Here is a 13,876-nt window from a genome sequence, read left to right as displayed (position 1 = left end):
AATTCCGCATTCCGATCCGCCAACCGAGCGGGTTTCGGAGAACGAATTAGCTGCTCAGAACTAAGTAGGAAAATCGAATGTGTAGGCGCTCGCAACCAATCGGTCGCACCAGCGACCGCAAGGGCGACCGCCCGACCGGAGCGGGTGTGTAGCGAAGCGGAACACGTCTAGCGAGGACGAGGGCGCGGATGCGCCCTCGCTAAGCTTTAGTGCCTGAAATGCCGCATCCCGGTAAATACCATCGCGAGCCCCGCTTCGTCGGCGGCCGCGATCACCTCTTCGTCGCGGATCGAGCCGCCGGGCTGGATCACCGCGCTCGCCCCTGCTTCGGCGGCAGCGATCAGGCCATCGGCGAAGGGGAAGAACGCATCCGAGGCGACCGCGCTGCCCACGGTCCGGGGTTCTGCCCACTCGTAGGTCTCAGCCGCTTCCTTCGCCTTGATCGCAGCGATGCGCGCCGAGTCGCGGCGGTTCATCTGGCCTGCACCGATCCCTGCGGTCGCGCCGTCCTTGGCATAGACGATCGCGTTCGACTTGACGTGACGCGCCACGGTCCAGGCGAAGAAGCAGTCCTTGAGTTCCTGCGCTGTGGGTTCGCGCTTGGTCACGACCTTGAGGTCGGCCTCGGCCACCGCGCCATTGTCGCGGCCCTGGATCAGCATGCCGCCTGCAATCGTCTTCATGAAGAAGCCGCCCCGGCGCGGATCGGGCAGCGTGCCGCATTCGAGAACGCGCAGGTTCTTCTTCTTCGCAAAGATGGCGCGAGCCTCTTCGCTGACCTTGGGCGCGATGATGACTTCGGTGAAGATGCTCGCAATCGCCTCTGCGGTCGCACCGTCGAGCTCGGTGTTGACCGCGACGATCCCGCCGAATGCCGAAACGCTGTCGCATTGCAGCGCCGCGTTCCATGCGTCGAGCAGCGTCGCGCCCTGCGCCACACCGCAAGGGTTGGCGTGCTTGACGATCACCACTGCCGGATCGCCGCCTGCAAATTCCGCCGCAAGCTCAAGTGCGGCATCGGCATCATTGAGGTTGTTGTAGCTCAGCGCCTTGCCCTGAAGCTGCTCGGCCTGAGGCACGCCCTGTGCGCCTGTCACCTGAGGCACGTAGATCGCCGCAGACTGGTGCGGGTTCTCGCCATAACGCAGCACGTCTTCGCGCTTGAAGGCGAGCGGCATGGTCTCAACGAAAGGCGTTGCCTTGAGCGCTTCCATGCCAAGTGGATTGGTGAAGGCATCGCCGAAGGCAAACCAGTTGGCGATCGCCGCATCATAGGCTGCCGTGCGCGCATAGGCCTTGCCCGCCATTCGGATGCGGAAAGCATGGCTGGTCGCGCCGTCATTGGCGTCGAGTTCCTCGAGCAGCTCGGGGTAATCCGCCGCATCGGTCATGATCGTCACGAAGCCGTGGTTCTTCGCCGCCGAGCGCACCATCGAAGGCCCGCCAATGTCGATATTCTCGATGATCTCGGCGCGCTCTGCGCCTTTGGCGACGGTTGCCTCGAACGGGTAGAGATTGACCACGACGAGGTCGATTGCGCCGATCTCGTGCGCTTCCATCGCGGCGACGTGTTCGTCATTGTCGCGCAGCGCGAGAAGCCCGCCATGCACCTTGGGGTGAAGCGTCTTCACCCGGCCATCCATCATCTCGGGAAAGCCGGTGAGGTCGGAGACATCGCGCACTTCAAGCCCCGCTTCGCGAAGCGCGCGCGCCGTGCCGCCGGTGCTGACCAGTTCAACGCCTCGCTCTGCCAGCGCCTTGCCCAGATCCGCCAAACCGGTTTTGTCGGACACTGAAAGCAGCGCCCGCTTGATTGCCTTCTCACTCATTTTCCGATGTTACCCCATCTTTTTGAGGAGCCAGCTGAACTGCCCCCCGCCGCGCGATGTCAGGCCCTCTATCACCAATTGCTCGGTAGCGTGAGGGCGTCCTTCACCGTCTACCCACAGGCTGTCTTCGAGAGAGAGCTTGATCTCGCTTTCGCGCGCCGCCTCGCCCCGCAGGCGGAACTGCCACAGCTTGCCATCGGGCGTCAGCAGGCTTGCTCCGCGTGTGTCCTGCGTGATGCGCGCATCGACGCCGCGTCCGAGGTGGAATCGGATCGCGAAGCCGATCTTGCCGCGCTTGCCCTTGCGCGAGACGGGAAGGAGGATGTCCTCGCCGCCGAGTTCGGTCCCGTCGCTGCGCAGCGTCAGGATGCGGCTGTGGGTGAGGCCAAACCGCGCGGCGTAGCCATCGTGGCTCGCCTCGACCCGGATTGCCTCGGCATTGCCGTTGCCCGAAGCGCGCTTGACCACGCGGCGCTCGACCTCGACCGTCTCGGCCCCGCGCCCAAGCTTTCCGTGAAGCAGGACCGCGGTCGAATTGGCATCGTCGAGCACCAGCGTCGAATGCGCCGCCGTGGCGCGCAGGCCCTGACCGATGCGCGCAGGCACCAGGCCGCCCGCAATCGCCGCGCCGCCGCAATTGACGATGAGACGCGAAGGTCCATCCGACAGTTCAAAGGCGAGCGTCGAGGCGCAGCCAACCCGCGTATGGCGCGCGCGCGGCGGTGGTCCGGCGTCGAACTGCACGGTCGTCTTGCCGCCGCGAAGCCGCTGATAGCCCCAATGCTGCGGTTCGTTCAGCGGGCGGGTGCGGATGCCGGTCGAGGCGATGAGACTGGCGACGCGGTCGGCGCTGATCGCCATCTGGCCCTGCCAGCTGCCAAGCGCACCATCCTCGTGTCGCAACGCAAGAAGCGGGGGGACCAGCAGTTCGCGCATCACCCAGATCGCATCGGGCGCATCGACTTCGACCGCTTCGTAGCACGCGATAAGATGGGTGAGGATGCGGATCGCTTCCATCTGCGCCAGCGGACAACGGGCAAGCACTCCACCATCTTCGGCAACCAGCTCGCCAAGCGACTTGATCAGCGCAGCTTCACCGTAAAGACGGCGTGGGCGGCCTTCGGGAAGCAGCAGCCCTGCCGCCGTGACCGCAGCCCAGCCTGCCACCTGCCCAAGCCCGGCGCCGTGACGCACGGTCTTGCGGTCGAGCCAGTTGGCGGTTTCTTCGATCGCGGTGAGAAGCCGCGGCTTCAGCGCGCCATCCTGTCCTGCCAGCACCAGCGGCGCGTGGACCAGCCATGCGAGCAGGCGCAGCCCGGTGTGCTCGACATCCCACGGCGGGCCTTTCGCTGGCGAAGGATTGGCGTCGAGCCACAGCGACGTGATGCGCTCTGCCACCGCGATGCAATCTTCGCGCGGCGCGCTGGCAGCAAGATCGTCGAGCCATGAGAAGGAATGGACCGTGCGCTCAAGCCCGGGGCTGAGGCGCGCGGCGGCGTCGAACTCGACCGAGTGGATCGGCTGCTTGACGCCGTGAACGAGGAAATGGCCTGCACGAAGCGCGATGCCTGCAGCCCGGTCCCCCGCAACGGGGCTCTGCACGGTCGCAAGGATGCGCACCGGCGCGGGCCGGCGGAAGGGCGCGGCAAGGGCATGGCCGGGAACGCCGAGGCGATAAGCGAACCGGATGAGTGCCTCACCCGGCTTGGTGCGCGGCGCGATGACGTCGGTCAGCGCGAGGGCGCGCTCGGTCTCCACATTGGCGGTCTCGACACTGGCCGCGCTCGCAGTTTCGCCCTCTTCGCGAAGCGGCTCGTCTCCAGGCCCCAGGCCAAAAGCTGCGTTCTGGTCTGCGGCGATCTCTTCGAATTCAGCCTCGACCGGCTCCTTGTTGAAGAGTGTCGCCATCAACTCTCTCCCTTGAGCGCCGCGATATTGGCGGCGTAGTGATCGGGGCCGCCTTTGAAGGTCGCGCTGCCTGCGACCAGCACATCGGCGCCCGCCTCGACGCACAGCCTGGCGGTGTCGGGGTTGACGCCGCCATCGACCTCGAGATGGATCTCGCGGCCAGTTTTCTCGATCATCGCGCGGATGCGGCGCACCTTCTCAAGCTGCGAGTGGATGAAACTCTGCCCGCCAAAGCCCGGATTGACGCTCATCACGAGGATGAGGTCGACCATGTCCATGATGTTGTCGAGCACCTCGACCGGCGTGCCCGGATTGATCACCGCGCCTGCCTTCTTGCCGAGCGAACGGATCGCCTGAAGCGTGCGGTGGATGTGCGGGCCAGCCTCGGGGTGGACGGTGATGATGTCGGCCCCCGCCTCGGCGAAAGCTTCAAGATACGGATCGACCGGCGAGATCATGAGGTGGACATCGAAGGTCTTGTCCGAATGCGGGCGCAAGGCCTTCACGACGTCAGGTCCGATGGTGAGGTTGGGCACGAAATGCCCGTCCATGACGTCGATATGAATCCAGTCGGCGCCCGCTGCATCGACCGCGCGCACTTCTTCGCCCAGCCGCGCAAAGTCGGCCGACAGGATGCTGGGAGAGATTAAAGGTGCTGCCATCAGTAACGCTGGTGCATGCTTAACGCGCCTTCGCCGGTTTGGTGACGCATACGGCAGGGGCGATTCGCGCAGCAACGTCTATTAACCGCTTTTCCCCGCCCTTTTGCACAGGCTGGCGCTTGCTTGACCGCGCATTTCCGCCAGTTCAGCCGCAATTCAGCACGCAAATGTCATCTGAGGCTCATATTGTTGCGGCAAAATGTTAGCCGTATTCCCGCTCACCACCTTTTTTGCGAGTTTCACCCGATGGCTTCGACTTCGAAGATCAAACAGATGGCCTTGGCCGCAGGCGCGGCGACGCTGCTTGGCCTTGGCGCTGCGGCGACCAGCGCGCCCGCGCTCGCACAGGCGTCGAACACCAGCGATTATCGCAACCAGATTTCGAACAACATGCGCTCTTGCGCGCCCGGCGGCGGCCCGGCGGTGCGCGTGACGATCAACGGCATCAAGAGCTCCACCGGCAAGGTCCGCGCGCAGGTCTACAACGGCACGCGCGACGACTGGCTTGAGCGTGGCCGCTGGCTCAACCGCATCGAACTACCCGCACGCCGTGGCCGGATGGTCGTCTGCATGCCCGTGCCTGCAAGCGGCACCTACGCGATCGCCGTGCGCCACGACGCAAACGGCAATGGCGAGACCGATATCAGCGAAGATGGCGGCGCGATGTCGAACAATCCGTCGATCAACATCTTCAATCTTGGCAAGCCGGGGGTCGACAAGACCCGCTTCAATGTCGGCAACGGCGTGAGCACGATTGCCATCACGATGAAGTACCTGACGTAAGGCTTCGGGATTACTCGCGCGACTTGCGGTGCTTTCTGAGCGCCCACAGCACGCCCGGCGCCGCGAGCAGCGGATAGCGCTCGCGGAAAGGCGTGACCTCGATTGCAAGGCCGGTGTGCCGCTCGATCTTCCACGCCGCATAGCGCGCCGCGCCCTCGAATGTGGTCGAAGCCTTGGCGAGCCGCGCGAAGTTGAGCGGCTTGCCGAGCCTTTGGCGGCGCTTCCACCATGCGAGGATACGCGAGCGCTCGCTTGCAGCGAGGCTTGGCGTCAGAAGGTCACCTGAGCGCGTGAACTGAACCCCGCCTGCTTCGAAAGCCAGTGGCAGAAGGCCTTCGAAATGCGCTTCGTTGACGCTGAGAATGTCATTCTCGCGCCCCGGCTTCTCGACGCGGAATTCCGCCTTGTAGGTCGCGCGGAAGAGCGCTCTCCAGTAATCTTCCGCCGTGCCGCTCACCGGGCCGAGCGCAGCGGCAAGCCGCGCTGCCGTGATCGCGGCATCACCGATTGCCGAGACGACCGTGGCGCGTGCCGCGTCATCTTGAACCCAGGCAAGCGCGCTTGGCTGGACGAAACGCGCCCAGATCGTCGTATCGGTCAATTCGCCCGAGGCGGCCTCGGCAAATGTCTCGATACCCATCGTTGCGACCTTTGCGCGCAGCGTTGTCTCGCCAGCCTCGCGCTCGTGATAGCTGATGCGCGGCCAGATGCGCGCCGTGGTTTCGCCGGGGTGGAGGACGTAAAAGTCCAGCACCCCGTCAAGCGATCCGGTCCGCAGGTTCGACCCATAGAACAACACCGCCAGCGCGCCGCCTTCAGATGCCTCTTCGGCAAGCGCCTGCGCAAAATCACGCACTTCGGGTCGAACATCGGCGCCGAGTTGCTGCGATATGCGTGAGGACAGGGATTGAGGTGAGCGCGCCATGGCGCGGTGCTCTAGGCCTTAGGGGCGGACGAATTCAAGCTCGGGGCCCTGGCCGATGCGATATTTGCCAGCCGGAAACGCCTCGCCATCGAGGATGAAGCTGTCTTCGATCTCAAGCGTAAATTGCGGCGTGCTCAGCTGGTGAAAGCCACGCTCGCGAGCGCCCGCAGGCGTGTGACCGCGGATCATGCGAAACAGGTCGAGGACCGACTTGCGCGAAATCTGATCGGTGACGGCAAGCTTCAGACCCTTCTTCATCTCACCGAACGGCTTGATCCCGGCAGGCATGGTTTCGAGCGTCGAAGCCAGAAGGATCTGTCGCCATTCCGGGTCGCCCACTCCGCTGTGCTCCATCGCAACCGCGCCGTTGCCGAGCCGGATCGCCATCTTTGCACCGCGACGCCAGGGATTGGCGCGTGAGCCAAGTGCCCACTGCATGACGCCCCAAGCCGCCGTGACCCCAACCACCGTCGAATTGAACGCGCCAAGGCGATGCGCGCCCTGACCTGCATTGATAGCGGTGGTGAAAGCGCCGGCTCCAAAGATGAAGCCGAGCACGCGGCTGACCGGCCCATCGTTCAACGACGTGACCTGCACGGGGCGGCGCACGACACGCGATCCGTTCTCGAAAGCGTCGATCGCGTTCTGAAGCGACCAGTCGCCCGGCACGCCCAGATCGACGGTCAGCGCGTTGGTCTTGCCCTTGGGCAGCACCGCAATCGCGGGCCAATCGTCGCCGAAGATATCGATACCGTGCGTCAGAACGTCACGCACGGTCCCGTCGCCGCCATTGATGACCAGAAGGTCGATGCCGGTGGCGGCAAATTCGGCGAGCGCCTCAGGCAGATCGGAGCGATCGCCGGGTTTCGAGATGTGGACCTGCGGGTTGATGTCGCAGTCGAAGTCCGCGCCTTTGTTGCCATGGCTGCGCGGGTTGTAGATCACACCGACGCTTGGCGGTTCGCCTTCAGCGCGCGCACGATGCGCACGCGCATTCACCGGGCTCATGGCAGAGCCTTTCGGTAGCTGCGAGAACTGATAAATCGGCGTCGCCATGCGTGGTCCTTAATCGTTAGTCGGCATTTTTACCACCGCGTTCATGTCCCGGTATTGTAATATTCGGTCATGTGTCGCAGCGCGGTTACATGGGTGGCTAACTTTCTTTCACAAGCTCTTTCCCGACCGATAGCCCGGCAAGCGGGGCGAACGTTAAACTGCTGGTCTTGGGCGCGATGCGCGCTAATCTTGCGCCCATGCTGACCCAAACCCTGCTCGAAGCCGCCCGCTCGCTCGCACCCGAAACCGTCGCCCTTCGCCGCGCCATTCATGCAGAGCCCGAACTCGGCCTGCACACGCCGCTGACAATGGCAAAGGTTCGCGAAGCGCTGGCCGGACTGCCGCTCGAGTGGAAAAGCGGCCCGTCGACGACCGGAGAGGTGGCGACGCTCGTGGGAGCGAAAGCGGGCGAAGGCGCACGCCGCGTGCTTCTGCGCGGCGACATGGACGCTCTGCCTATGGACGAGAAGACGGGGCTCGAATTTGCCTCCACCATTCCGGGCCGCATGCATGCCTGCGGCCACGACACGCACACCGCGATGCTGGTGGGCGCGGCGAAGGTCCTGTGCGCGATGCAGGGCGAGCTTGCCGGAACGGTCGACTTCATGTTCCAGCCGGGCGAGGAAGGCCATCACGGCGCGCGCTTCATGCTCGACGATGGGTTGATCGACCCGCTGCCCGACGCAGCCTTTGCGCTTCACATTATGCCCAATGCCAAGTTCGGAGTGGTCGCCGGGCGTGCTGGCCCCCTGATGGCTGCGGCTGACCAATTCACCATTACGGTCAAGGGCACGGGCGGACACGCCTCGATGCCACATGACTGCGCCGACCCGATCCCCGCCGCCGCCGCGATCGTCAGCGCGCTTCAGGCGATGGTGACCCGCCGGTTCAAAGCCTCGGACGCAGTGATCGTGACGGTCGCGCGCATGGAAGCAGGCACCACCTTCAACGTCATCCCCGACGAAGCGATGCTGCAAGGCACGATCCGCACGCTTAGCCACGAGCACCGCGAAAAAGTGCATGAGCTCCTGACCCAAACCGCCCGCGCCACCGCCGAAGCGCACGGCGTTGCCGCCGAGGTCGCAATCGAGCGCGGCTTTCCCGTCACCATCTGCGACGAACGCGCCGTGCGTCTGGGCCAGAAGGTCGCCCGCGGCATCGGTGACATCGAAGAAGGCTGGCACGACCTCCCCGCCCCGATCATGGGAGCGGAAGACTTCTCATACGTGCTGGAGAAGGTGCCCGGCGCCATGTTCTTCCTCGGCGTCGCGCCCGAAGGCGACAACTGGAGCGCATGCTGCGCCATCCACTCCCCGCGCATGCATGTCGACGAGACCGCATTGCCCAGAGGCATAACCATGCTCGCAGGCTGCGCGCTGGAGTTCATTGACGAGGGCTTTGGGTAATATTCTGAGCAAGCCTGCTCAAAGCAGGAAGTTGCGGGTCAAAACGCCAAACGCTGCCAGCGCGAGAAGCCACGTGATCAGAAAAGCGACAAAACCGCCCCAGAATTCAGTCGGATGAACGGAAAGATTCAGGTTTCTGATGTTCACCACCGCCACCCCGAAAATGAAGAGCTTGACTAAGCCCGAGGCAAAATGCGCGGTTCGCGATGGACCGAGTAGCTCGGCAAGTCCGGCACTTCCCAGCTCCGCCTGGAGCAGGAAGGGGAGTTGAACGAGAAAGCTCAAAAAGAATGATAGGGCAGAAAAAAGAACCGCAAGTTCGAGCGTCCTTTCCACTTGCTCGGCATCGTCCCTTATGCCCCACACCACCACTGCCGGATACCATGCAAGGACGTAGATGACCGTTGCTGCGATAAGATACAATTCTCCAGTGAAGGGGTAATTTATCCATGAGAAGAATGCCGGAGCATCGCCATTGTCGCTTAATGCAGTTGCGATAACCTCCGCCTTCTTCGCCGCCGCAAAGCGCTCTCCGGCTGCGGCGATGCACAGGAATGTCAGGCTAGCGCCAAAATTTTGCGCAACAGGTTCGCAATAAAGCGTCGAGGGACTGCGGCAAAACTTCCAGAATTGCATGACCGGAAGCCGAACCAGATCGACAATCTTTCCAGCCGTCGAAAGGAAGGCCATTGGTCCAATATCCCCCACAAGCTCGGCCATCATTATTCTGGCGCACCCGACAGGATTCGAACCTGTGACCTCTGCCTTCGGAGGGCAGCGCTCTATCCAGCTGAGCTACGGGTGCCGGTGCCGTGACGGCGGTCATGCTGGTTCGCATGATCGCGTTGGGCGCGCCGCTTAGCAAGCCTGCCGGGCGAGCGCCAGTTGAATTGTTCCCAACCTTGCTCAACCTATCTCACTGCATCATGCTCGCCTCCGTCGCTTAACCATTAGGTAAGTGGCGGCGGATTAATACTCGCCTCATGTCGGCTCTTCCCCCCAGCCAGATGCGCGCAATGCGCCTTGCCGTTCAGCCCGAGGCTGCCCCGGTAATCTCGATCGAGACCCGCTGGGACGCGCTGCAGATGCGCGCTGACGAAGTCGCCGCTCTTGCCCAACTTGCTCCGGAAAGAGGCGTGATGAGCGGCGATGCGCTAATCGCCCTTTTTGCCGATGTTGAAGAATGGCAGGTCGAGCTGGCCCAGCGCGCGATCGAGGATCTCGATGCGCTTATGGATAAGGGGCTGACCGCGCTCGGCACTCTGGTTGAGCGCGGCAACGACACGACGGCACCGGCGCTCGCCCTGTGGCGCGAGTTTTATCACGGGCGCGAAGCGGTGCTTTCGCTGTTGAGACCACACCCTAAAGCTGCCTGAACTGATCATCCACGCTTGACCGCGTTCGCTCTATGTTCCAGTCTTGTGGCATGAGCCAGCGAGCGTCCCCTGTCCTTGATTCGGCTTTGCCCGAGACCGCCGCCGACGTTTCGCGCGGGATCAAGCGGTTGTTTGCCCGCAACGACATCTGGTGCGTTGAGGAGATCGCGTTGAAGAATGGCCGCCGCGCCGACCTGATGGGCGTTGACGCGCGCGGGCAGGTCGTGATTGTCGAGATCAAGGTCGCGCGCTCCGACCTTCTGGGCGATAACAAGTGGCCCGATTATCTCGACTTTTGCGACCGTTTCTTCTGGGGCGTTCCGCCGGGATTGGACCGATCGCCGCTCGAGGGTGAAGCATACCAGCCAGAACGCTGCGGCGTGATCGTGGCTGACGGTTATGACGGGGAGATATTGCGTCCCGCTCCGCTCGAACCGCTGGCTGCGGCCCGGCGAAAGGTGCAGGTCGAACGCCTCGCCCGGATCGCGATGCGGCGCAACACCGCTTTGATCGACCCCGAATGTAGCCAGTTCGGGATTGAGGAATAGGCGCATAATCCCCCTCGCACGCCGCCTGATTGTGCGCCATAAGTCGCTGTCATGATCCCCGGCGACACCCCCTTCTTGCTCGCATTTCTGATCGCCGGCACCGCGATGAGCGTGATGGTCATGCTGCGCTATTTCTTGGCAAGCGGGATGTTCGCCTGGATTACCGCGCGCGCCCGGCCCGGCCTGTATGCCAAGCAGCGCGCGCAGATCATGGCTGAGATACGCTGGTCGCTCATTTCCGCTTTCATTTATGGCGCCCCGACGGGAATCATCTTCTGGCTTTGGCGGCACCACGGCGTCTCGCAGCTTTACACCGACTGGAATGCCTATCCCCTCTGGTGGTTGCCCGTATCGGTGGCGATCTATCTCTTCGTCCAGGACAGCTGGTTCTATTGGAGCCACCGCGCGATGCATCACTGGCCCGCGCTCTTCAAAGCCGCGCACCGCGTTCACCACGAAAGCCGTCCGCCGACCGCATGGACCGCGATGAGCTTCCACCCCTGGGAGGCGGTGAGCGGGGCGATTGTCATTCCGTTTCTCGTCATGCTGGTGCCGATCCACCTCGCTATGCTCGGAGTGGTTCTTGCGGTTGCGACGATCATGGGCGTGGTCAACCACATGGGCTGGGAAATTTTTCCGAGGTCTTTCGTTCATTCAACGTTGGGAGGCTGGGTGATAACCGCCAGCCATCACGAGAAACACCACGAGGATTATCGATGCAATTTCGGGCTGTATTTCCGCTTCTGGGACAGGGTCTGCGGGACCGATCGCGGGCTTTCGACGCGGCTCGAAAAGCGCGAGGCGGCGCTCGCCGAGGTGCAGGGGTGAGGCGCATCGCCGCCCTCACCGGCGCGGCCGCGCTTGCCGGTTTTGCCTCACCCGCATTGGCCGGCACGGTCACGATCACCGTCACCGACCTTCGCAACACCGACGGCGTTATCCGTGCGTGCATGACCACGGTCGAAGACATTTTCCCGCGCTGCATCCGCGACCCCAAGTCGCATCGGACTGTCGTGCCTGCTGGCGACAACGTTACCATCCGGTTTGATGGAGTTGAGCCGGGCCGATACGCGATTGCCCTCCTTCACGACGAAAATGAGGACGGCAAGGCGAACCGAGTGCTCGGCATGGCGCCAAAAGAAGGCTACGGCTTCTCGCGCGATGCGCCGGTGCGCATGGCGCCTCCCAAATGGGATGATGCGGTCTTCGAGGTTAGCGAAGGCAGCCAGCGCGTCACGATCAAGATGCGCTATTTCCTTTAAACGCAGTCGCTTCACTAAGCCCCTGAAACTTCAGCGCAGCACTGCGCCTATGCTCGGCCACGCCATCATCAAGAATTAACGCAACTTTCCGGCGCGACTTAACACTATGTTTACCACGTCCCTTCAAAACCGCGATGAACAGGCGTTTTTCAAGGGGCAAGAGCCGAGCCATGGACAATCTTCGGGGTACTTTCGACAGCGAACTTCCTGCTGACGACAGCGACGATTGGGGTGCAGATACTTCTGGACCCGACGAAGAGGCCGTGCGCGAATTGCCGCCTGAGGCCATCGGCCAGGATGAGCGCCGCATGCAGGTGCGCGCCTACAATCACTGGGCCAGCCTGCTGGGCGAGGCGACCTTCCCGTCAATCGAAGACCTCGAGCCACACAATCTTCCCGATTTCGGACCCTATTCGGTCCTGCTCGATTTTTCTTCCGGCATCGAAGACCCGGTGGTCCAGTATCTCGGAGACGTTCTCGCCGAGGAATGCGGGACCGACAACATTTCGGCGATCGAGCGTCTGTCCGACGTCCCGCCGCGCTCTTTGCTGAGCCGCATCACTGACCACTACATGCAAATCCTCGCCAATCAGGCGCCAATCGGCTTCGAGGCGGAATTCGTGAATCAGCGCGGCTCCTCGATCCTGTATCGCGGTATCCTTCTGCCGTTCTCCAGCGATGATGAGACGATCGATTTCATCTACGGTGTGATCAACTGGAAAGAGATGGCGGACGCCGCCACCGCTGACGAACTGCTACTCGAAATCGACCAGGCCATCGAACAGGGCGATGCCGAAGAAGCCGAAGTCGAAGAAGACACGCCGCACAAGCATCACTCCGACCCGCTCACCGAATGGGCTGATGCGCCCTCGCATGAAGGCTCGCAAGAAGCCGAAGAGCCGGAGCTTCAGAATCCTGCCGATATCGACGAAGACCCTGCCGAACTTGCCAATATTGCGAACCTTGGTTCGGATCTGATCGGCGACCAGTCGCACGACGATGATCAGGGCGATGACCTGCCCTTCCCCGATTTCGGCCAGTTCTCGCTCGATGATGAAGACGAGCTCGACGAGTATGGCGAACTGGACGAGGAAGAAGACGATGGCGCCGGCTACAGCTTCGCCTCGCTTTCCGACTACATCGATGCGCCGACCAAGAAAGCGGTCGACCTCGACGCTGAACGGTTTGACCCGGAAGACTACCGCGTAGACCTCGAACAGCAACCTGTCAGCGAACCTGAAGCCGAAGCCGAACTGGCGAACGACGAGAGCCTCGAGGAAAGCGCCGGCATCGTCGATCCGCTCGACCTTTCGGGCCTCGAAGCTGTCGCCACTGACGAAGAGCCAGCGGTAGAAGAAGCGGCTGAGGCCGAAGAAGACGCTCTCAGCGAGCCGGAGCCTGAAGAGGTCGAAGCACCGCAAGTCGTCGAGGCTGAAGAACAGCCGCAGTCTGCCCCGGCACCTGTACGCGCACCGGACCCAGCTCCCGTAGTCGCGCAGAGCGAACTCGGCGAGGATGCAGACCTGTACGATTGCCTCGCCGCTGCGCGCGAACTCGCACAGACGGCAAGCGTATCAGAAGACCGCACCCGCAACGCGCTTTATGCCGCTGTTGGCCGTGCCTACGATTTCTCGCTGGCGGCCCAGGATGAGCCGGAAGCCTATGAAGAGTTGATCGAGGACAGCGGCCTCACGGTCCAGGACCGCGCGCCGATGACGCCGATCGTCAAGCTCGTCTTTGGTCACGATTACGACAAGACCCGCCTCACCGAATACGCAGCCGTGCTCAGCCACGCGCATCGTATCGGGCTGGATCGTGGGAGCCTTGCTGGCTTCCTCGGCAAGGCCGATGGCGGTCTCAAGGGCGTCGTCGCGGCTGAACGCCGCCTGCGCCGCGAAGAGGCCGGCAAGGAAGTCGAAGCCGAGGGCGATGTCCGCGCACAGCTCGCAAAGAAGCTGCGCGAACTCGAAGAACTCACGCTCGAAGCGCTCTCGGGCGAAGGTCCGGAATTCTCGCTCGTCATGGTCCGCCGCGACGGCAAGGGCAATGTCGCGCTGATCGGCGAGATCGACGACGACGTGAAGCTCATCGAGAAGGCAGGCAAACGCCTCGTAGGCTGAT

At 63.0% G+C, this 13,876-nt stretch carries 13 protein-coding genes and 1 tRNA gene; 7 read left to right on the top strand and 7 right to left on the bottom strand.

Features of this window, described 5'->3' with window-relative positions:
* Positions 1–206: 206 nt before the first annotated feature.
* From purH to rpe, 3 genes are read right to left on the bottom strand one after another with little or no spacing between them, the layout of a single operon-like run.
* Complete coding sequence (purH, locus tag NAP1_RS13230) at positions 207–1,829, bottom strand: bifunctional phosphoribosylaminoimidazolecarboxamide formyltransferase/IMP cyclohydrolase (protein WP_007165820.1); 1,623 nt, start codon at positions 1,827–1,829, stop codon at positions 207–209.
* 9 nt (positions 1,830–1,838) lie between these two features.
* Entirely contained in the window at positions 1,839–3,737 is a 1,899-nt protein-coding gene (locus NAP1_RS13225; protein WP_007165819.1) for a heparinase II/III family protein, read from the bottom strand.
* The gene (gene rpe, locus NAP1_RS13220; RefSeq protein WP_007165818.1) at positions 3,737–4,399 is read right to left on the bottom strand and encodes a ribulose-phosphate 3-epimerase; all 663 of its coding nucleotides are present in this window, start codon (positions 4,397–4,399) and stop codon (positions 3,737–3,739) included. The genes NAP1_RS13225 and rpe overlap by 1 nt, the downstream gene beginning before the upstream one ends.
* A gap of 246 nt (positions 4,400–4,645) precedes the next feature.
* Here rpe and NAP1_RS13215 point away from each other — a divergent pair, with 246 nt between their 5' ends.
* A complete protein-coding gene (locus NAP1_RS13215) occupies positions 4,646–5,182 on the top strand; it encodes a DUF2141 domain-containing protein (protein WP_007165817.1) in 537 nt (178 codons plus the stop codon).
* A gap of 10 nt (positions 5,183–5,192) precedes the next feature.
* Here the strand turns inward: NAP1_RS13215 and NAP1_RS13210 are convergent, their stop codons facing one another.
* Positions 5,193–6,107 carry a hypothetical protein gene (locus NAP1_RS13210; protein WP_007165816.1) on the bottom strand — a complete coding sequence of 305 codons (915 nt, stop codon included), beginning with the start codon at positions 6,105–6,107 and terminating at the stop codon, positions 5,193–5,195.
* An 18-nt stretch (positions 6,108–6,125) separates the two neighbouring features.
* Positions 6,126–7,163: a diacylglycerol kinase family protein gene (locus NAP1_RS13205; protein WP_007165815.1), complete on the bottom strand. Its 1,038-nt coding sequence runs from the start codon at positions 7,161–7,163 to the stop codon at positions 6,126–6,128.
* A 197-nt stretch (positions 7,164–7,360) separates the two neighbouring features.
* On the opposite strand from NAP1_RS13205, the gene NAP1_RS13200 reads away from it, so the two are divergent.
* On the top strand, positions 7,361–8,569 hold the full coding sequence (locus tag NAP1_RS13200) for a M20 family metallopeptidase (protein WP_040464469.1): 1,209 nt from the start codon (positions 7,361–7,363) through the stop codon (positions 8,567–8,569).
* 18 nt (positions 8,570–8,587) lie between these two features.
* On the opposite strand, the gene NAP1_RS13195 is transcribed toward NAP1_RS13200, so the two are convergent.
* On the bottom strand, positions 8,588–9,292 hold the full coding sequence (locus NAP1_RS13195; RefSeq protein ID WP_007165813.1) for a hypothetical protein: 705 nt from the start codon (positions 9,290–9,292) through the stop codon (positions 8,588–8,590).
* Positions 9,293–9,297: 5 nt separating this feature from the next.
* Positions 9,298–9,374: transfer RNA gene (locus NAP1_RS13190), tRNA-Arg, on the bottom strand.
* 178 nt (positions 9,375–9,552) lie between these two features.
* On the opposite strand from NAP1_RS13190, the gene NAP1_RS13185 reads away from it, so the two are divergent.
* The 5 genes from NAP1_RS13185 (at position 9,553) to NAP1_RS16785 (ending at position 13,875) form a co-directional block, all read left to right on the top strand.
* Entirely contained in the window at positions 9,553–9,945 is a 393-nt protein-coding gene (locus tag NAP1_RS13185; protein WP_040464467.1) for a hypothetical protein, read from the top strand.
* A gap of 50 nt (positions 9,946–9,995) precedes the next feature.
* Complete coding sequence (locus tag NAP1_RS13180; protein ID WP_007165811.1) at positions 9,996–10,493, top strand: MmcB family DNA repair protein; 498 nt, start codon at positions 9,996–9,998, stop codon at positions 10,491–10,493.
* 51 nt (positions 10,494–10,544) lie between these two features.
* Positions 10,545–11,321 (top strand): sterol desaturase family protein, encoded by a 777-nt coding sequence (locus tag NAP1_RS13175; protein WP_007165810.1) that lies wholly within the window; start codon positions 10,545–10,547, stop codon positions 11,319–11,321.
* The gene (locus NAP1_RS13170; protein WP_007165809.1) at positions 11,318–11,755 is read left to right on the top strand and encodes a DUF2141 domain-containing protein; all 438 of its coding nucleotides are present in this window, start codon (positions 11,318–11,320) and stop codon (positions 11,753–11,755) included. Before NAP1_RS13175 ends, NAP1_RS13170 begins: the two co-directional genes overlap by 4 nt.
* Before the next feature lie 170 nt (positions 11,756–11,925).
* The gene (locus NAP1_RS16785; protein ID WP_007165808.1) at positions 11,926–13,875 is read left to right on the top strand and encodes a hypothetical protein; all 1,950 of its coding nucleotides are present in this window, start codon (positions 11,926–11,928) and stop codon (positions 13,873–13,875) included.
* Position 13,876: the final 1 nt, after the last annotated feature.

This window comes from Erythrobacter sp. NAP1 (assembly GCF_000152865.1).
GTDB lineage: Bacteria > Pseudomonadota > Alphaproteobacteria > Sphingomonadales > Sphingomonadaceae > Erythrobacter.
Note: the sequence above shows the minus strand (reverse complement) of the source record. Positions and strands in the feature narration are given on the sequence as shown.